This is a genomic window from Bacillus pseudomycoides DSM 12442, assembly GCF_000161455.1.
Taxonomy (GTDB): domain Bacteria; phylum Bacillota; class Bacilli; order Bacillales; family Bacillaceae_G; genus Bacillus_A; species Bacillus_A pseudomycoides.
Genome location: NZ_CM000745.1, coordinates 4,563,824 through 4,582,091 on the forward strand (window position 1 = coordinate 4,563,824; position 18,268 = coordinate 4,582,091).

The 18,268-nt window shown below is 40.4% G+C and carries 16 protein-coding genes; 1 reads left to right on the forward strand and 15 read right to left on the reverse strand.

Translation table 11 applies throughout. The annotated features are described in order from the left end of the window. Positions 1 to 321 precede the first annotated feature (321 nt). The 7 genes from BPMYX0001_RS23245 to spo0F form a co-directional block, all read right to left on the reverse strand. Complete coding sequence (locus BPMYX0001_RS23245; RefSeq protein ID WP_006096669.1) at positions 322 to 906, reverse strand: thymidine kinase; 585 nt, start codon at positions 904 to 906, stop codon at positions 322 to 324. A 109-nt stretch (positions 907 to 1,015) separates the two neighbouring features. Further along, positions 1,016 to 1,261 carry a type B 50S ribosomal protein L31 gene (locus tag BPMYX0001_RS23250; RefSeq protein ID WP_000643436.1) on the reverse strand — a complete coding sequence of 82 codons (246 nt, stop codon included), beginning with the start codon at positions 1,259 to 1,261 and terminating at the stop codon, positions 1,016 to 1,018. A 377-nt stretch (positions 1,262 to 1,638) separates the two neighbouring features. Next, entirely contained in the window at positions 1,639 to 2,910 is a 1,272-nt protein-coding gene (rho, locus tag BPMYX0001_RS23255; protein ID WP_003202242.1) for a transcription termination factor Rho, read from the reverse strand. 217 nt (positions 2,911 to 3,127) lie between these two features. Continuing rightward, complete coding sequence (gene glpX / locus BPMYX0001_RS23260; protein WP_003209232.1) at positions 3,128 to 4,093, reverse strand: class II fructose-bisphosphatase; 966 nt, start codon at positions 4,091 to 4,093, stop codon at positions 3,128 to 3,130. Positions 4,094 to 4,281: 188 nt separating this feature from the next. Continuing rightward, the gene (gene murA / locus BPMYX0001_RS23265) at positions 4,282 to 5,571 is read right to left on the reverse strand and encodes a UDP-N-acetylglucosamine 1-carboxyvinyltransferase (RefSeq protein ID WP_003202346.1); all 1,290 of its coding nucleotides are present in this window, start codon (positions 5,569 to 5,571) and stop codon (positions 4,282 to 4,284) included. Between the two features lie 388 nt (positions 5,572 to 5,959). Next, positions 5,960 to 6,817 carry a class II fructose-bisphosphate aldolase gene (locus BPMYX0001_RS23270; RefSeq protein WP_018781175.1) on the reverse strand — a complete coding sequence of 286 codons (858 nt, stop codon included), beginning with the start codon at positions 6,815 to 6,817 and terminating at the stop codon, positions 5,960 to 5,962. A 210-nt stretch (positions 6,818 to 7,027) separates the two neighbouring features. Continuing rightward, entirely contained in the window at positions 7,028 to 7,396 is a 369-nt protein-coding gene (gene spo0F / locus BPMYX0001_RS23275; protein ID WP_000398590.1) for a sporulation initiation phosphotransferase Spo0F, read from the reverse strand. A gap of 205 nt (positions 7,397 to 7,601) precedes the next feature. Between spo0F and BPMYX0001_RS23280 the strand changes: the two genes are divergently transcribed. Beyond that, complete coding sequence (locus tag BPMYX0001_RS23280) at positions 7,602 to 8,129, forward strand: DUF2529 domain-containing protein (protein ID WP_006096671.1); 528 nt, start codon at positions 7,602 to 7,604, stop codon at positions 8,127 to 8,129. Between the two features lie 35 nt (positions 8,130 to 8,164). Here BPMYX0001_RS23280 and pyrG read toward each other — a convergent pair whose 3' ends face one another. The 8 genes from pyrG to BPMYX0001_RS23320 all read right to left on the reverse strand — a co-directional run bounded on the left by pyrG (position 8,165) and on the right by BPMYX0001_RS23320 (position 18,226). Beyond that, positions 8,165 to 9,772 (reverse strand): CTP synthase, encoded by a 1,608-nt coding sequence (pyrG, locus tag BPMYX0001_RS23285; protein ID WP_003202338.1) that lies wholly within the window; start codon positions 9,770 to 9,772, stop codon positions 8,165 to 8,167. Positions 9,773 to 10,029: 257 nt separating this feature from the next. Then, positions 10,030 to 10,548 carry a DNA-directed RNA polymerase subunit delta gene (rpoE, locus tag BPMYX0001_RS23290; RefSeq protein ID WP_006096672.1) on the reverse strand — a complete coding sequence of 173 codons (519 nt, stop codon included), beginning with the start codon at positions 10,546 to 10,548 and terminating at the stop codon, positions 10,030 to 10,032. A 323-nt stretch (positions 10,549 to 10,871) separates the two neighbouring features. Next, complete coding sequence (locus BPMYX0001_RS23295) at positions 10,872 to 11,501, reverse strand: TetR/AcrR family transcriptional regulator (RefSeq protein ID WP_018764915.1); 630 nt, start codon at positions 11,499 to 11,501, stop codon at positions 10,872 to 10,874. Positions 11,502 to 11,564: 63 nt separating this feature from the next. After that, on the reverse strand, positions 11,565 to 12,704 hold the full coding sequence (gene acdA, locus BPMYX0001_RS23300) for an acyl-CoA dehydrogenase AcdA (protein ID WP_003202333.1): 1,140 nt from the start codon (positions 12,702 to 12,704) through the stop codon (positions 11,565 to 11,567). Between the two features lie 27 nt (positions 12,705 to 12,731). Beyond that, on the reverse strand, positions 12,732 to 13,862 hold the full coding sequence (locus BPMYX0001_RS23305) for an acyl-CoA dehydrogenase (protein ID WP_033799260.1): 1,131 nt from the start codon (positions 13,860 to 13,862) through the stop codon (positions 12,732 to 12,734). Between the two features lie 89 nt (positions 13,863 to 13,951). Further along, positions 13,952 to 14,803 (reverse strand): 3-hydroxybutyryl-CoA dehydrogenase, encoded by an 852-nt coding sequence (locus tag BPMYX0001_RS32115; RefSeq protein ID WP_006096674.1) that lies wholly within the window; start codon positions 14,801 to 14,803, stop codon positions 13,952 to 13,954. 18 nt (positions 14,804 to 14,821) lie between these two features. Beyond that, positions 14,822 to 16,105, reverse strand: coding sequence for an acetyl-CoA C-acetyltransferase (locus BPMYX0001_RS32120; protein WP_097814688.1), 1,284 nt, complete (start codon positions 16,103 to 16,105; stop codon positions 14,822 to 14,824). A 9-nt stretch (positions 16,106 to 16,114) separates the two neighbouring features. Continuing rightward, complete coding sequence (locus tag BPMYX0001_RS23320) at positions 16,115 to 18,226, reverse strand: (Fe-S)-binding protein (RefSeq protein WP_033799262.1); 2,112 nt, start codon at positions 18,224 to 18,226, stop codon at positions 16,115 to 16,117. Positions 18,227 to 18,268 lie beyond the last annotated feature (42 nt).

Here is an 18,268-nt window from a genome sequence, read left to right on the forward strand (position 1 = left end):
TAAAAGTGCAGGCGGCTCGCTCAGAATGGGAGGGGGATGGAGCTTCTGACATAGAGGCGCCTTTTTCCTCGCAGGAAGAAGCGAATCCACCGACCATTCTTGCCGCCGGAGCTAGATATTATTTAAAAGCGTAGGTGGCTCGTTCAGCTCTGACCGGCTAAGGTTCTTTCGCACACAAGGCGCTCTTTGCCTTTTTTGCGGAAGGTTCTTAGACGCGAAGAGCTTGCCACCGAAACTAGATATTATTTTAAAGGTGCAGGCAGCCCGCCCCACTCTTCATCTATTTTCGAAAAAAACCCGCCCTATTGTAGCGAGTTTTACTTATTTTTGTTTTGTAGGTACTGCATGACAATGACGACAACGCGGCTCATATGACTCTGAAGCCCCAACTAAAATAATTGGATCATCGAATGCAGCCGGTTCTCCATCAATTAAACGTTGTGTACGGCTTGCTGGAGACCCGCATACAGAACAAACTGCTTGCAATTTTGTTACATGTTCAGCAATCGCCATCAGCTGAGGAACTTGTCCAAATGGTAGACCACGGAAATCTTGGTCTAAACCGGCTACAATGACACGATAGCCACGATTTGCCAATATTTGCACCACTTCCACAATGTCCCCATCAAAGAATTGCACCTCATCAATTGCAATAACGTCCATTTCTTCTGTTATATGATTAAATATATCTTTTGAAGCTGAAACAGGAACTGCTTTTACCTTTAATCCATTATGTGATACAACATCTTCTTCACTATAACGGTTATCAATACATGGTTTAAATACAATCGCATGTTGCTTTGCAAATTGTGTACGGCGCACGCGGCGGATGAGCTCTTCTGATTTTCCAGAAAACATACTTCCGCAAATCACTTCAACCCAACCGTTTTGATTTATTAAGTACATGGAGCTCTCCTTTCATCTACTTTTTTATCCAAAGTAGGGTAAAGGTTTAATATTTTCGCAAAAAAAACAGACAAGCGAATAGATACACTTGCCTGTTTTATGTTTTTTATTACTTAAGACCGTATTTCTTATTGAAGCGGTCAACACGTCCGTCTGCAGTAGCAAACTTCTGACGTCCAGTGTAGAATGGGTGAGAATCAGAACTGATCTCAACTTTTAGTAATGGATAAGTGTTTCCATCTTCCCACTCAACCGTTTCGCTAGATCCTTTAGTAGATCCGCTTAAGAATTTGAAGCCTGTGTTTGTGTCCATGAATACAACTTTCTTGTAATCCGGATGAATTCCTGCTTTCATTCTTTTCATCTCCTTCCGCCCTGAATCATTTTCGAAACAGAGTTTTTCATCTTTAGCTGCGAATACAACTATAATGATGAAACACATATGATGAAATTATAACAAGGCTAACTTCATTTTGCAACTACCTGTTTTTGTCTTTTATAAATTAAAAGCGAAAGCGGCTCGTTCAGAATGAGAGGGGGATGGAGCTTCTGACGTAGAGGCGCCTTTTGCCTCGTAGGAAGACGCGAAGCCACCGACCATTCTTGCCGCTGAAACTGGATATACCTAAAAGCGAAGACGGCTCATTTAACTCTAACTAGCTAAACTTCTCCACAAAAAGACATGAAAAAACTCGCTTAGCATAAAAATAAGCGAGTCATCACCGTTTCCCTTTACTTCGTTGTTACATATCTTTTGGAATCTGCAACAATGTTTTGTAAAAATTCTTCATTTGTTTTCATTTGACGCATCTTGCGTAAGAAACTTTCAACAAAGTCTGGTGTATCACGCATTGTTTTGCGAATGCCCCATAGCTTGTCTAAATGTTCTTTCGGAATTAATAGATCTTCTTTACGCGTACCAGAACGGCGAATATCAATCGCTGGGAAGATACGACGCTCAGCTAACGAGCGATCCAAATGAAGTTCCATATTACCTGTTCCTTTAAACTCCTCGTAAATAACATCATCCATACGAGACCCTGTATCAACAAGTGCTGTTGCTAAAATCGTTAAGCTACCGCCCTCTTCAATGTTACGAGCTGCCCCGAAAAATCGTTTTGGTCTATGGAACGCAGCTGGGTCAATACCACCCGATAATGTACGTCCACTTGGTGGAATAACAAGGTTGTAAGCACGTGCTAAACGGGTAATACTATCCATTAAAATGATAACGTCTTTTTTATGTTCTACAAGACGCATCGCACGTTCTAATACAAGCTCAGCCACCTTAATGTGGTTTTCCGGTACTTCATCGAACGTAGAACTTACAACATCACCTTTAACAGAACGTTCAATATCCGTTACTTCCTCTGGACGTTCGTCAATTAAAAGTACGATTAATTCTGCTTCTGGATGATTTGTTGTGACACTATGAGCAATTTCTTTTAATAGTATCGTTTTACCAGCCTTTGGAGGCGCGACAATTAAACCACGTTGTCCAAATCCAACTGGTGCAATTAAATCCATGATGCGTGTTGATAGTTTCTTCGGCTCCGTCTCCAATTTCATTTGACGATTTGGATATAACGGTGTTAATGCAGGGAAATGCACACGCTCTTTTGCTGATTCTGGATCATCACCATTTACTGCTTCGACTTGCAGCAATCCAAAATAGCGTTCGTTTTCTTTCGGCGGGCGTACTTTACCAGAAACCTTATCTCCATTACGCAAATCAAAACGACGAATTTGCGAAGCTGAAATATAAATATCTTCTGAGCTTGGAGAATAGTTGATTGGACGTAGGAACCCAAATCCTTCTGATTGAATAATTTCGAGTACACCTTCCATGAAGAAGAAACCTTCTTTTTCTGCACGAGCTTTTAATATAGCAAAAATTAACTCTTTCTTTGTTAATTTGCTGTAATACGAAATCTTAAATTCTTTCGCATGCTCGTATAACTCTTTTAATTTCATGTTTTCTAATGCTGCAATTGACAAATTCATTCAGACACCACACTTTGACATTATTCTCTTTTCACATGGGTAAAGGGAAAATATACGGAAGGCAAATACATAATAATGAAAGGCAATAAGTTCAAGTAGGGTAATATTCACTATTGTAACCCTTTTATCCAGTTTTAATCAATACGTTGTAACACAAATAAAAGAAGCGAAGACAAGAAAATTTGTCTCCGCTTTTTATATTGCTTCTGTTTTCTCTTTATTTAATTACTAAATTTGGTTTTTTATTTAAGCTATGGCGTCCGTCAACGAAACGAACTGTTCCGGATTTTGCACGCATAACAAGGGATTCTGTTGTACCAACACTGCCTTTAAATTGAACACCACGTAGTAATTCACCATCTGTTACGCCTGTTGCTGCAAAGATTGCGTCGTCACCTTTCACTAAGTCTTCCATACGAAGGATACGATTTATATCTTCAATACCCATTTTTTTACAACGAGCTAATTCTGCTTCATTTTGAGGAAGAAGCTTCCCGTGAATTTCCCCGCCCAAACATTTTAATGCAACTGCTGCAAGAACGCCTTCAGGTGCACCACCAGAACCGAATAAAATATCAACACCTGTACGATCAAATGCTGTATTAATTGCTCCAGCTACATCGCCATCATTAATCAATTTAATACGAGCGCCAGCTTTGCGAATTTCTTCAATAATCGCTTGGTGACGCGGGCGGTTTAGAACTGTTGCTACAACATCTTCAATATCTTTATTTTTCGCTTTTGCAACAGCGCGTAAGTTATCAATAATAGGTGCGTCAATATCAACTGCACCAACTGCTTCTGGTCCAACTGCAATTTTATCCATGTACATGTCAGGAGCATGTAACAAATTACCGTGATCCGCAATCGCAATAACAGCAAGTGCATTCCAGCCTCCAGCTGCTACGATATTCGTTCCTTCTAACGGATCAACTGCAACATCGACGCGCGGTCCGTATCCTGTACCTAATTTTTCCCCGATGTATAACATTGGCGCTTCATCCATTTCCCCTTCACCAATTACAACTGTACCTTTCATCGGAATTGTATCGAACACATCGCGCATTGCTGATGTTGCTGCACCGTCTGCTTCATCTTTTTTTCCGCGTCCCATCCAACGCGCTGATGATAATGCTGCAGCCTCTGTTACACGTACTAACTCCATAGATAAACTTCTTTCCACAATAATCCCTCTCCTTTAAGTCTTAATATTTATGCCGTATTTTGTGAACCGGTTCCTTCTATAAATTGTAGCTTCCGTCAGCAGTAATTCTTCGTCCCCCATTAACGGAAGCACCACCACTTCATCTTCATTTTGCAATAATAAGCAAAACTCCATATCAAGAGTACATTGCCAACAATCTTTGCAAATTATGCATTTTTCATTTCTTCAATCTCTTGCCGCGTCATTTGTTCTCGCCAAATGTTCGCACCAAGACCTTTAAGCTTGTCTACTATATTTTCATAACCTCGGTCAATATGTTCAAGCCCTGTCACTTCTGTAATCCCTTCAGCCATTAATCCTGCAATTACAAGTGCAGCACCCGCTCGTAAATCGCTCGCTTTTACCTTTGCTCCTTGCAAAGCAACAGGTCCTGTCACAATAGCAGAACGGCCTTCTACCTTAATTTGTGCATTCATCCGGCGCAATTCATCAATATGTTTAAAACGAGCACCGTAAATCGTATCCGTTACAACTCCCGTTCCATGCGCCTTTGTTAAAAGAGTTGTAAAAGGTTGCTGTAAATCTGTCGGAAATCCTGGATACACAAGTGTTTTTATATCAACAATCTTTAACTTACGATCCCCATTTACCTTAATTTGATCATCGTTCGTCTCAACTTGTACACCAGCTTCTCGTAATTTTGCAGTGATTGACTCTAAATGTTGCGGGATTACATTATCAACTGTTATTTCTCCACCAGACGCCGCTCCTAAAATCATGTACGTACCCGCTTCAATTCGGTCTGGAATAATAGAATGGTGACAACCGTGCAGAGAATTCACACCATCAATACGAATCACATCTGTACCAGCACCTTTAATTCGTGCCCCCATACTTGTTAGTAATGTTGCTACATCAATAATTTCTGGTTCTTTCGCAGCGTTTTCAATCACCGTTCTACCTTTTGCACGCACAGCTGCTAGCATAATGTTAATCGTTGCTCCTACACTAACAACATCTAAATAAATACGAGCTCCTCGTAATTCATCCGCTCTTAAATAGATTGCACCTTGCTCATTTGTCACATGTGCACCTAATGCTTCAAATCCTTTAATGTGCTGATCAATTGGTCTTGGCCCTAAGTGACATCCACCAGGAAGCCCAATTACAGCTTTGTTAAAGCGGCCAAGCATAGCGCCCATCAAGTAATAAGAAGCACGTAATTTTTTTACCTTCCCGTTCGGCAAGGGCATAGCAACCATTTTGGAAGGATCAACCGTCATCTCTTCCTCCTGATTGTACGTTACAACTCCTCCAATTTCCTCTAATAGGTCTCCTAACATCTTCACATCTGAAATATTAGGTACACCACCGATGGTCACTGGAGTATCAGCTAAAATGGTCGCTGGAATTAGAGCAACAGCACTGTTCTTTGCACCGCTCACGCGAATTGATCCGTTTAAAGGTCTTCCACCTTCAATCAGCAACTTTTCCATGTTGAGCTCCCTTCTTATGAATGTATTTATTTTCCTTAAGAATCTCATTTGTTCAGCATACTATCAAGAAAAACAAAAGAGCCAATCATTTTTGACTTTTCCCTTTCCTCAACTTAACAAGCGGTAAGCCCTCACCTTAAAATAGGTAGGCTTTAGGCGAGTAGATGAAGACTAACTGCCCGTCAAGCTATACTCGTCAATTCATCTTAGATACATGATAACGTTTATTAATAGAATCATTCACACCATTTTCCATTTTCACATTTCCTTACAGTTCATGTGAATAAATTGGCAATTCATTTAATCTTAAGACTTGTTCACGCTTTCATTATACAACGAAAGGAAACCGTCTAAAAGACTAGACGGTTTCCAAAACGGAATTTTATTCTTACGCTTTACCGTTAGAACCGAATTCACGAATTTTACCAATAACAGTTGCTTTGATAGCTTCGCGGCCAGGTCCGATAAATTTACGAGGATCGTAAACTTCTTGATCTTTGTTTAATACTTCACGAACAGCTTTTGTAAACTCGATTTGGTTCTCAGTGTTTACGTTGATTTTTGAAGTACCTAAAGAAATAGCTTTTACGATATCAGCAGTTGGGATACCAGTACCACCGTGAAGTACTAAAGGTACACCAGTGAAGTCGCGAACTTGTTCCATTTCTTTAAATCCTAAGTTAGGCTCACCTTTGTAAGGGCCGTGTACAGAACCTAAAGCTGGAGCTAGGCAATCGATACCTGTTGCTTCAACAAGGTGTTTACACTCTTCAGGATTAGCATAGATAACGCCTTCAGCGATTACATCGTCTTCTTGTCCGCCAACTGTACCAAGCTCAGCTTCTACAGATACGTTACGAGCGTGTGCGTATTCTACTACTTTTTTAGTAGTTTCAACGTTTTCTTCGAATGGGTGGTGAGAAGCGTCGATCATTACAGATGTGAAACCTGCATCGATTGCTTCTTTACATTTTTCGAAGCTTGAACCATGGTCAAGGTGAATCGCTACAGGAACAGTGATGTTCATTTCTTCGATTAAAGCTTTAACCATAGCTACAACTGTTTTGAAACCAGTCATATGACGAGCTGCACCCTCAGATACACCTAAGATTACAGGAGATTTTTCTTCTTCCGCAGCAGCTAAGATAGCTTGAGTCCACTCTAAGTTGTTCATGTTGAATTGACCAACTGCGTATTTTCCTTCTAGTGCTTTGTTTAGCATTTCTTTCATGGAAACTAAAGGCATGATGAATCCTCCTAAAAAACGTTTTTTGTATCCGATAAGTTCTTATCGCTGGTAGTATGACCAGAATAAGGTAAAATATGTATATCTACATACCGGACTTTTTTCTACACTCAATAGGATAACAACTTGTACTCAAAAACTCAACTGTATTCACCTGCTCATCAGTCCATGTAAACGCTTTTTTTCATATTTTTTATAAAAAATTCATTTTTAAGCCTCTACAGCGATTTCATTTCGTACTGCTTGGCGAATTTCATCAATATCAAACGGCTTAGCAAAGTGCATTAAAGCTCCTAAATCTTTCGCTTCTTGGATCATATCCAACTCCCCATAAGCAGTCATTAAAATAACTTTAATATCTTCGTTAATTTCTTTCACATGTTTTAAAATCTCTATACCATCCATACCTGGAATTTTCATATCTAGAATAACTAAATCTGGATTATCCTTTTTCACAATATCTAAAGCTTGAAATCCATTTGCTGCTTGGAACGTTTGATAACCTTCTTTTTGGAACACTTCATGCAATAACACACGAATGCCGTATTGATCATCAACGATTAAAATTTTCCCTTCCATAGTCCCCAACCTTTCTGTGTAAATACAAGATTAAAAGCTTCTTATATCTTATTCGATTTATTTTCGCTATTCTTTACCAAATTCCTTCCCATTTCTTTCTTATTTTACCGCCTACTATTTTGTTATGCTACCTCTATTACTTCGCCTTTCTAAAAAAATAAGCTATAATGAAAGCCGCCTTAATACAATCGAAAGGAGCAATACAATGTTAAAAATTTTTTCTACTCAGCTAAGCGGCTATTTCACAAAGATTTCTCAAAAAGAAGAGATGAATATAGAAGATAGTGCCCGTCTACTTGCGCAAGCGTTAGTTGGTGATGGCATCGTTTATTTACACGGTACAAACGAAATGGACGGCGTTGTTTCGGAAGCATTACACGGCGCAGAGCCGCTAAAACATGCAAAGCGCTTAATCGAAAATGGTACAAAAGCAGAAGTGACATCGGCAGACCGCGTACTTCTTATCAGTCGTTTTTCAACAGATGAAAATATTATTTCATTAGCGAAGCAGCTACAAGAAGAAGGACACTCCATTGTTGGTATTTCAGCCATCCAAAATGGCGAAGTCTCACTAGAACAATTCACAGATGTACATATTGATACAAAATTGCTAAAAGGTTTAATCCCGAATGATGAAGGCAACCGTTATGGGTTCCCAAGTTTAATCTTATCCCTATTTGCTTATCACGGATTAAAATTTACAATTGATGAAATGATAAACGAATATGAGTAAAAGAAAAAGGCGTCCAAATTTGGACGCCTTTTTTATTACTTGCTTTCTTTATTCGTAATAGAAGCTTTTACGAAATCATGGAACAATGGTTGTGGACGGTTTGGACGAGATACAAGTTCTGGGTGGAACTGTGCTGCCACGAACCAAGGGTGATCTTGTAATTCAATGATCTCTACTAAACGACCATCTGGGCTTGTACCAGAGAAGATAAATCCAGCGCCTTCCATGTCTTTACGGAATTCGTTGTTGAACTCATAACGATGACGATGACGCTCGTATACAACTGGTTCATTATACGCATTGTAAGCATTTGTTTCTGGAGTAAGCTTACATGGGTATAGACCAAGACGAAGTGTGCCACCTAAGTCTTCTACATCTTTTTGTTCTGGTAATAAGTCAATAATTGCATAAGGCGTGTCAGGATTAATTTCAGAAGAGTTAGCCCCTTCTAATCCTAATACGTTACGTGCAAATTCGATTGATGCAAGTTGCATTCCTAAGCAAATTCCTAAGAATGGAACTTTATTTTCACGTGCATATTGAATTGCAGCGACTTTCCCTTCTACACCGCGATCGCCGAAGCCACCTGGTACAAGGATACCGTCTGTGTCGCCAACTAATTCTTTTACGTTTTCTGCTGTTACGTGCTCAGCATTTACCCATTTCACTTCTACATCTGTATCAAATGAATATCCTGCATGGCGAAGTGCTTCTACAACAGAAATGTATGCATCTTGAAGTTCTACATATTTACCAACAAGAGCGATTTTTGTTTTCTTAGATAGGTTACGTACTTTTTCAACTAATGCAGTCCACTCTGTCATATCTGCAGCTGGATTGTCTAGTTTTAAGTGATCGCAAACGATTTGGTCCATATTTTGCTCTTGAAGCGATAATGGAACTGCATATAACGTATCTGCATCACGCGCTTCGATAACTGCTTTTGTATCGATGTCACAGAATAAAGCAAGTTTGTCTTTCATATCTTGAGAAACAGGCAATTCTGTACGAACAACGATAATATTTGGCTGAATACCTAAGCTACGAAGTTCTTTAACGCTATGTTGCGTTGGTTTTGTTTTCATTTCACCCGCTGCTTTTAAGTACGGGATTAATGTACAGTGAATATACATTACGTTGTCACGACCAATATCGCTCTTAATTTGGCGAATTGCTTCTAGGAATGGTAGAGACTCGATGTCACCAACAGTTCCCCCGATTTCTGTAATAACAACGTCCGCATTTGTTTCGCGGCCTGAACGATATACACGCTCTTTAATTTCATTTGTAATGTGAGGAATAACTTGAACTGTTCCTCCTAAATATTCACCACGACGCTCTTTTTGAAGAACAGAAGAGTAAATTTTACCTGTTGTTACGTTGCTGTATTTGTTTAAGTTAATGTCAATGAAACGCTCATAGTGACCAAGGTCTAAGTCTGTTTCTGCGCCATCATCTGTTACGAATACCTCACCGTGTTGGTATGGGCTCATTGTCCCTGGGTCTACGTTAATGTATGGGTCAAACTTTTGGATTGTTACGTTTAAACCACGATTTTTTAAAAGTCTTCCAAGAGATGCTGCTGTAATCCCTTTCCCTAAAGAAGATACTACACCGCCTGTTACGAAAATATACTTAGTCATAAAAGTACTCCCTTCTACTTTGTTGTTATATAATCACCGTTGCAAAGCGCAACGTATGTAGATAACACCTTATCTATCTTATTGTTAGACTCTTTTTATTTTCTAAACAAAAAACAAAAAAGAAAATTGCTCCCCTCATCACGAAAAGTAATAAGTAGGGAGCAATTTTCTTTTATATTTACACTTTAAAAGTATTATCGTCCTGTTTTAAAGAGCCCAAAAATGATTCTACATGGACGATAATAAAAAGTCAAGAACTACACTTCTTCCTCTTCTTCTTCTGTTTCATCATACTCAAGTTCTTCGTCAGCGAATTCTTCCTCTTCATCATCTTCATCTAAATCATCAAGATCATCGTCTTCGTCAAGAACCTTGTCCAAATCTTCTACATCATCATCTTCTTCGTCATCACCGTCGAAGTCGTCTTCGTCTTCTTCAATGTAGTCATCAAAATCTTCTTCCTCTTCAACCTTACGTTTTTTCTTAGGCTTTGGCTGAGGTAAGATTTCTTCATCAATTTGCTCGTATGGGTACCAACTACGTATCCCCCAACGGTTTTCTCCTAAATTGATGAAACGTCCATCGATATTTAAATCTGTATAGAATTGTGCGATCTTCGCAGCAACTTGTTCTTGAGATAGTCCCAGCACTTGAGCGATTTCCTGAACTAAATCATGGAATGACGTTGCCTGTCTTTTATCCTCTAAAACACTATGTACAACTTCAATCATGGATAATTCTTTTAGCTCTTCTGGTGAATATTTCTTAAAATCCACTTATGCGGCACTTCCTTTCTTAAAATATAATCCTATATATAACGGCCTGTTTAAAAAAATCCATACTATTCATTATAAACAAAACTCCAACAAATATGCTACAAAAAAAACGGGAAACTTTCACGAGCAATCGATAAAAGTGATTACAGACCATTATTTACAAGATTAACCTGTAGGGACTATATAAAGTGAAACTTTAATCAGTGGGGATTTCCTCTCATTTTCTCCTTCTGGTTTCACTCGGCATGGAGCTAAAAAAGGCACTGGCCGCTTCTATGCATGGCTAGATGCTCTCTCCCGCCTAAAAGAAGGGGGATATCGTTTTATTTCGGAAGCATATGCGCGCCATGTAATACATACCTAATCTGCATTTCTGTATATTCCTCTAATGTATAAAGTTTTTGCAGGGCCCAGCGTCTAAATCCCCACATTTGTCCTTGAATAAAAATATTATGAGCCAGCAGTTGAATTTCCTTTTTCGTTAATGTAAATGTGCCATTTTTCGTACACTGTTCTAAAATATTTTCAAACATTCCCACCATTTGAAACTCTTTTTCTAGTACATATGGAAGAGACTCTTTCGGTAAAAAACGAACTTCTTGATACATAATTAATACTTCTTCTTGCAACTCATCCATTACTTTAAAATAATTCGTAATGGCTACCCTTAAACTTTCAACGCTTCCTTTTTCCGTGCAGACCACTTCTTCTAATCGTTCTTTTACATGTTCATAAATACTATCACATACTAAATACAACACATCATCTTTCGTACGGATATATTCGTAAAGTGTTCCAATACTAAACCCGGCCGCTTTTGCAATTTCCCTCGTTGTTGTACGAGGAAATCCCTTTTGCTTAAAGAGCTGCACCGCTCCTTTAATCATCTGCTCGCGCCTTAGTGCAACCAATTTCTCATCCTTTACAGACGCATGCACATTGTGCTTAACCATCCTCTTCACCTCTCTCTACCATTTGGAAGGAAAAAGCGTAGGAAAATACCTACGCTTTTTCTCTTATTTCGTTAACATGCGAGAAATTACAAGCCTTTGAATCTCTTGTGTTCCCTCATAAATTTGCGTAATCTTTGCATCACGCATGAACCGTTCTACCGGGTAATCTTTCGTATAACCGTAACCACCAAATACTTGTACTGCTTCCGTCGTTACTTTCATCGCTGTATCCCCAGCAAACACCTTCGACATCGCTGATTCTTTTCCGTACGGAAGTCCTTCTGATTCTAGCCAAGCAGCTTGGTATGTTAATAGGCGTGCTGCCTCTACACTTGTCGCCATATCTGCTAATTTAAAACCAATTCCTTGCTGCGCAGCAATTGGCTTTCCAAACTGATGCCGTTCTCTTGCATACTCCACAGAAGCATCTAAAGCTCCTTGCGCAATACCAACAGCTTGCGCCGCAATACCGTTACGACCACCGTCTAGCGTCTGCATTGCAATTTTGAACCCTTGTCCTTCTTCGCCAAGTAAATTTTCAGCAGGAATACGGCAGTCTTCAAACATGATTTCTGTTGTTGGTGAAGAGCGGATCCCAAGCTTGCTCTCTTTCTTACCAACTGAAAATCCTAGCGCATCGCTTTCTACAATGAATGCACTTGTGCCGCGCTGCTTTGATTCTGGATCAGTCAATGCAAAGACAACATAAATATCAGCAATGCCGCCATTTGTAATAAAAATCTTAGAACCATTTAAAATGTAGTGATCGCCATCTCGCTTCGCTGTCGTTCTCATTCCGCCTGCATCTGAACCAGAACCTGGCTCTGTTAAACCATATGCACCAATTTTCTTCCCTTCCGCCATCGGGCGTAAAAACTTTTGTTTTTGTTCCTCTGTTCCAAATTTAAAAATGGGCCAACCAGCAAGCGAAGTATGAGCAGATAACGTGACACCTGTCGAAGCGCAAACACGAGATAACTCTTCTACAGCAATCACATACGCTAAGTAATCGCTTCCAATCCCGCCGTATTCTTCAGGCCATGGAATTCCTGTTAAACCAAGGTCCGCCATTTGGTCAAATAAAGCGCGGTCAAATCGTTCTTCTTCATCTCGCTCCGCTGCCGTCGGCGCCACTTCATTTCTCGCAAAATCTCGAACCATTTTTCGTATCATTTCATGCTCTTCTGATAATTTAAAATCCATGTTCCTTCCCCTCACTCTCTCTTCTCTTTATAATGCTCGGCTAATAACAAGCCGCTGTATTTCACTCGTTCCTTCATAAATCTCACAAATTTTTGCATCACGGAAAAATCGCTCAACTGGATAATCTTTCGTATAGCCGTAACCGCCAAATACTTGTACCGCTTCAATTGCGACATCGACCGCTGTTTTCGAAGCAAACAGCTTTGCGATAGATGCTTCCTTCCCGCAAGGAAGTCCCTGTGCCCTAAGCGATGCCGCTCTATATACAAGTAACCTCGCAGCTTCTACGCTCGTAGCCATATCCGCCAGTTTAAAGCCCAGTCCTTGCTGCGCGGCAATTGGCTTTCCAAATTGCTGACGCTCCTTCGCATAATCCACTGCACATGCTAGCGCTGCCTCGGCGATGCCAAGTGCCTGTGCTCCAATACCAATGCGACCAACATCTAAATTCGCCATCGCTACTTTAAAACCTTGTCCTTCTTCACCGAGCAGGTTTTCTACTGGTACTTTCATATCTTCAAATGTTAATTGCACTGTACGAGAACCAAGCAGTCCCATCTTATGTTCGTCTTTTCCAACGATTAAGCCTGGTGTATCTTTCTCTACAATAAACGCAGAAATTCCGCTCTTTCCTGCATCTGGATTCGTAGAAGCAAACACGATATATGTATCCGCCTCGCCACCGTTTGTAATAAATACTTTCGAACCGTTAATGACATAGTGATCACCTTGCTTTACGGCTCTTGATTTTAAGCTACCTGCATCTGATCCCGCATTTGGCTCAGTTAAAGCAAATGCACCTAAATATTCACCCGTCGCTAGTTTAGAAACATATTTTTGCTTTTGTTCTTCTGTTCCAAAATATAAAATTGGGTTTGTTCCAACCGATGTGTGTACCGCCAAAATAACACCAATTGTCGCGCTCACCTTTGATAATTCCTCAATAGCTAAAATGTAAGAAATGAAATCCATTTCCACACCGCCATATTTCGCTGGTGCTGGAATCCCCATAAGTCCAAGTTCACCCATTTTCTTCAAAATCTCTCTAGGAAACACCCCTTGTTCCATCTCTGGAACAAAGGGAGCGATTTCCTTTTGTGCAAAATCTCGAACCATTTTCCTCATCATCTGCTGCTCTTCTGTAAAACGAAAATTCATATGCCCCGCCCCCATTTGCGATATATCTTTTTTCAACCACCTGGTAAGACCACTACTTTGTAAAAAAGAGGGAGACCTACCCTTGCTTTCTATTCGTATACGTAGAAACCACGACCTGTTTTTCGACCTAACCAACCAGCATTTACATATTTACGTAATAACGGACATGGGCGATACTTACTATCTCCTAGTCCTTCATGCAGAACCTCCATAATGTATAAACACGTATCTAGACCAATAAAATCTGCTAATGTTAACGGCCCCATTGGATGATTCATACCAAGCTTCATCACTTCATCAATTGCTTCTTTTGTTGCGACGCCTTCATATAGCGTATAAATCGCTTCATTAATCATCGGTAATAAAATACGGTTGGAAACAAATCCAGGGAAATCGTTTACTTCAACTGGTACTTTTCCGATTTTCTTTGTAATGTCTTCGATTGTTTCGTATACTGCATCATCTGTTGCAAGACCCCGAATGATTTCAACAAGCTTCATAACCGGAACTGGATTCATAAAGTGCATCCCAATTACTTTCTCTGGTCTTTTCGTTACCGCTGCAATTTCTGTAATTGGTAAAGACGATGTATTTGTCGCCAAAATCGCATGTTCTGGTGCAATTTCATCTAAATTTGCGAAAATTTTCTTTTTAATATCCATTTTCTCAACGGCTGCCTCAATAACAAGATCTGCTTCTTTTACACAATTTAATTCAAGCGTCGCTGTAAGACGATTTAAAGTTGCTTCCTTTGACTCTTCATCCATGCGTCCTTTTTCTACTTGGCGTGCTAAGTTTTTTGTAATAATGGATAATCCCCGATCTAATTGCTCTTGTTTCAAATCCTGCATATATACGTCATATCCTGCCATCGCACATACTTGTGCAATACCTGAACCCATTTGCCCCGCACCGATTACAACAATTTTTTGCACACTCATTTTTTCTCCCCCTTTTTATTAATGAACTTCAATCATAATCGCGTCGCCTTGGCCACCGCCGCTGCAAATCGATGCAATTCCAATGCCGCCGCCGCGTTGCTTCAGTGCATGAATAAGCGTTACAATAATCCGTGCCCCGCTTGCTCCAATTGGATGTCCCATCGCAACCGCGCCACCGTTTACGTTAATTTTTTCCGGATCAATTCCTGCAATATTTGCACTCGCAATTGCAACTGCTGCAAAGGCTTCGTTAATCTCAAATAAGTCAATCTCATCCACTGTCTTACCTGTTTTCTTCAAAAGCTCATTAATCGCATACCCTGGTGTTCTTGGGAAATCTTTCGCTTCTACCGCAATTGCTGTATGTGCTAAAATCGTCGCTAACGGTTTTCTTCCTTCTTGCTGCGCTCTGTCCTCGCTCATTAATACAAGCGCAGCGCCGCCATCATTTAACCCTGGTGCATTTCCAGCCGTTACTGCCGCTGTTTTATCAAATACAGGCTTTAGCTTTGCTAGCTTTTCAACTGTTGTATCTTCGCGCGGCGCTTCATCTTTTGTAACAACAATCGGCTCACCTTTTCGCTGCGGTACAGATACTGGTACGATTTCCTCTTCAAATCGACCTTCCTTCTGCGCAGAAACTGCACGCTGATGACTGCGATATGCCCATTCATCTTGCGCTTCGCGAGAGATTCCGTCCTCCTTCGCGACTTCTCCGCCATACACACCCATATGTACGCCAGAAAATGAACACGTTAAGCCATCTACTACATTTAGATCGGCAACTTGATTATGTCCCATCCGGTATCCCCATCGTGCACCTTGTAAAATATAAGGACTATTGCTCATCGATTCCATTCCGCCTGCTACAATAAGCGTTTGATCTCCAGTACGAATAATTTGATCAGCCATTGTTACAGCACGAAGACCAGATGCACAAACTTTATTCACTGTTTCTGTACGAGTTTCCCAAGGAAGTCCAGCTTCTCTCGCCGCTTGGCGCGAAGGAATTTGCCCCTGTCCTCCTTGAATCACCGCTCCGAATATAACTTCTTCAACATCATTTGCAGCAACATCCGCTCGCTCAAGCGCAGCTTTAATCGCAATTCCCCCAAGTTCCGTTGCTTTTACATCCTTTAAAGATCCCCCAAACTTTCCAACCGGTGTTCTTGCAGCACTTAAAATAACTGTTCTTACCACGTTTATTCCCCCCATTTCTTTTTTCGGCGCTGAGCGCCCGCTCGATACTCCTACGCTGAGAAGAGGTGCAAATCTTGCACCTCTTTCTAAAGTTGTATGGATTCTTACTTATTACATAACTTCTTTTTTAGACCCAATTACAGAGCGTTCTAAAATCTCTGTTACATCAAGTGTCTGAACTTGCTCTTCTACTTCTTTTGCTTTCGTACCGTCACTAATCATCGTTAGGCAGTACGGGCATCCCGTACCAATGATTGACGGTTTCACAGCAAGTGCTTGTTCTGTACGTGCAACGTTAATGCGCGAACCTGTTGTTTCTTCCATCCACATAAGTCCGCCGCCTGCACCGCAGCACATGCCTGTTTCACGATTACGCTCCATTTCAACAACTTTCACACCTGGAATTGCTTTTAAAATACTGCGCGGTGCTTCATATACGTCGTTGTATCTTCCTAAATAACAGGAGTCATGATACGTAATCGTCTCTTCAATACGGTGAACCGGCTCTAATCGTCCTTCTTTCACCCACTGTGCTAATAATTCTGTATGGTGATAGACTTCTGCTTGTAGGCCAAAGTCTGGATACTCATTTTTAAATGTGTTATAGGCATGCGGATCAATCGTAACGATTTTCTTCACGCCTGCTTTTTCAAATTCTTCAATGTTCTTTGTGGCCATCTCTTGGAATACAAATTCGTTTCCAAGGCGGCGCGGCGTATCTCCCGAGTTCTTTTCTTTATTACCAAGAATCGCAAAGGAAATGCCCGCTTTATTCATTAGCTTCGCAAATGATATCGCAATTTTCTGACTGCGGTTATCATAAGATCCCATTGATCCTACCCAGAATAAATATTCGAACTCTTCGCCAGCCTTTGTTTTCTCTTTCACAGTTGGAACGGTTACTTCATCATCGCCTTGGCGCCACGTTTCACGCTCTTTACGGTTCAGCCCCCATGGATTCCCCTGGCGCTCAATATTTGTCATCGCACGCTGCGCTTCTGGATCCATTTTTCCTTCTGTTAAAACGAGATAACGACGTAAATCAATAACTTTGTCAACGTGTTCATTCATAACTGGGCATTGATCTTCACAGTTACGGCACGTTGTACATGCCCAAATCTCTTCTTCTGTAATGACGTCTCCGATTAAACTTGGATCATAAGCAAGTGCTGTAGCAGCCGATTCTTGTTGCCCTTGCCCTGCTGCCATCATCGCTAACTGATTTCCTTGTGTATTGTTAAACGCAACCGCAGGAACCCATGGAGCCCGTGATGTTACCGCTGCCCCCTTATCCGTTAAGTGATCGCGAAGTTTTAAAATTAAATCCATTGGTGACAACATTTTACCCGTTCCTGTTGCTGGGCACATATTTGTACAGCGCCCGCACTCTACACAAGCGTATAAATCAATAAGCTGCGTCTGTTTGAAATCCTCAATTTTCCCAACGCCGAATGTTTCTTGTGTCTCATCTTCAAAATCAATTTTTTCAAGTTTCCCTGGATTAGAAAGGCGAGTAAAGAATACATTAGCAGGTCCGGCAATTAAATGTGCGTGTTTTGATTGTGGTACATAAACTAAAAACGTTAACAAAATAAGTAGATGCACCCACCAAGAGAAATAGAACACAGAAATAGCTGCGGTTTCATTTATTCCTGAGAAAACGTAAGCGATTCCAGAAGCGATTGGTTCGCTCCACGAAAGCTCTTCGCCGTGCCATATAATGCCCATTCCGTTACCAATTAGTACAGAAAGCATTAAGCCTCCGATAAAAATAAGAACAAGGCCTGATTTAAAATTACGTTTTAAACGAACAAGTTTTTCAACGTATCTTCTATGAAAAGCCCAAAAAACTGCGATTAAAATCATAAGTGTGATAATTTCCTGGAAGAATGTAAATGCAGGGTATAGTGGTCCAAGTGGAAGATGTGATCCTGGTGCTAATCCTTTCCAAACGAAGTCAATTGCTCCAAATTGGACAAGAATAAATCCGTAAAAAAACATAACGTGCATGATACCGCTTTTCTTATCTTTCAGCAATTTTTTTTGACCGAAAACGTTAACCTTAAGAATATCCCACCTCTCTTTAAAGCGGCGATCAAATTCTACTTTTTTTCCTAACTGTATGTAGGCCATCCTTGTTCGTATCAAATATACAAACAAATATCCAGCATAAGCAATAACAGCAATGGCAGCCAGCCAATTAATGATCAGTAAACTATTCATTTTTATGATACCCCTCTCTTTGTAAGCCCTCTTTCTTTTAGA

Excerpts from the sequence above, each read along its gene's own strand:
- BPMYX0001_RS23245 (WP_006096669.1), bottom strand. The coding sequence starts at position 906 with ATGTACTTAATAAATCAAAACGGTTGGGTTGAAGTGATTTGCGGAAGT.
- BPMYX0001_RS23250 (WP_000643436.1), bottom strand. The coding sequence starts at position 1,261 with ATGAAAGCAGGAATTCATCCGGATTACAAGAAAGTTGTATTCATGGAC.
- rho (WP_003202242.1), bottom strand. The coding sequence starts at position 2,910 with ATGAATTTGTCAATTGCAGCATTAGAAAACATGAAATTAAAAGAGTTA.
- murA (WP_003202346.1), bottom strand. The coding sequence starts at position 5,571 with ATGGAAAAGTTGCTGATTGAAGGTGGAAGACCTTTAAACGGATCAATT.
- BPMYX0001_RS23270 (WP_018781175.1), bottom strand. The coding sequence starts at position 6,817 with ATGCCTTTAGTTTCCATGAAAGAAATGCTAAACAAAGCACTAGAAGGA.
- spo0F (WP_000398590.1), bottom strand. The coding sequence starts at position 7,396 with ATGGAAGGGAAAATTTTAATCGTTGATGATCAATACGGCATTCGTGTG.
- BPMYX0001_RS23280 (WP_006096671.1), top strand. The coding sequence starts at position 7,602 with ATGTTAAAAATTTTTTCTACTCAGCTAAGCGGCTATTTCACAAAGATT.
- pyrG (WP_003202338.1), bottom strand. The coding sequence starts at position 9,772 with ATGACTAAGTATATTTTCGTAACAGGCGGTGTAGTATCTTCTTTAGGG.
- BPMYX0001_RS23295 (WP_018764915.1), bottom strand. The coding sequence starts at position 11,501 with ATGGTTAAGCACAATGTGCATGCGTCTGTAAAGGATGAGAAATTGGTT.
- acdA (WP_003202333.1), bottom strand. The coding sequence starts at position 12,704 with ATGGATTTTAAATTATCAGAAGAGCATGAAATGATACGAAAAATGGTT.
- BPMYX0001_RS23305 (WP_033799260.1), bottom strand. The coding sequence starts at position 13,862 with ATGAATTTTCGTTTTACAGAAGAGCAGCAGATGATGAGGAAAATGGTT.
- BPMYX0001_RS32115 (WP_006096674.1), bottom strand. The coding sequence starts at position 14,803 with ATGAGTGTGCAAAAAATTGTTGTAATCGGTGCGGGGCAAATGGGTTCA.
- BPMYX0001_RS23320 (WP_033799262.1), bottom strand. The coding sequence starts at position 18,226 with ATGAATAGTTTACTGATCATTAATTGGCTGGCTGCCATTGCTGTTATT.